Genomic DNA, 229 nt, shown 5'->3' with positions numbered 1-229 from the left:
AGCAATAATCCAAGACTTGATTTGTTCAAAAATCGGCATAACAAACGCTACAAGTCCATTCCAACAGGAAACTAAGAAATTTTTAATCGTTTCCCATACAAAACTTGTCGTAGAACAAATGGTATTCCAACACTCAAAAATGAAATTCTTGATACTTTCAAATATTGGCGTTGCAAAGTATAAAATAGCTGTCCAAATCGCTTGTAAGTATTGCGTAATGAAATTCCAC

General features: G+C 33.2%; 1 pseudogene. It reads right to left on the bottom strand.

Going from position 1 to position 229, the window contains the following annotated elements:
• Positions 1-229, bottom strand: a pseudogene (locus ACQGS6_RS29625) (hypothetical protein); the annotation flags it as partial.

The sequence above is a fragment of the Bacillus sp. GMs2/2 genome (assembly GCF_050172095.1).
Lineage (GTDB): Bacteria > Bacillota > Bacilli > Bacillales > Bacillaceae_G > Bacillus_A > Bacillus_A cereus.
The sequence above is the reverse complement of the archived record's forward strand: the minus strand, read 5'-3'. Positions and strand labels throughout refer to the sequence as shown.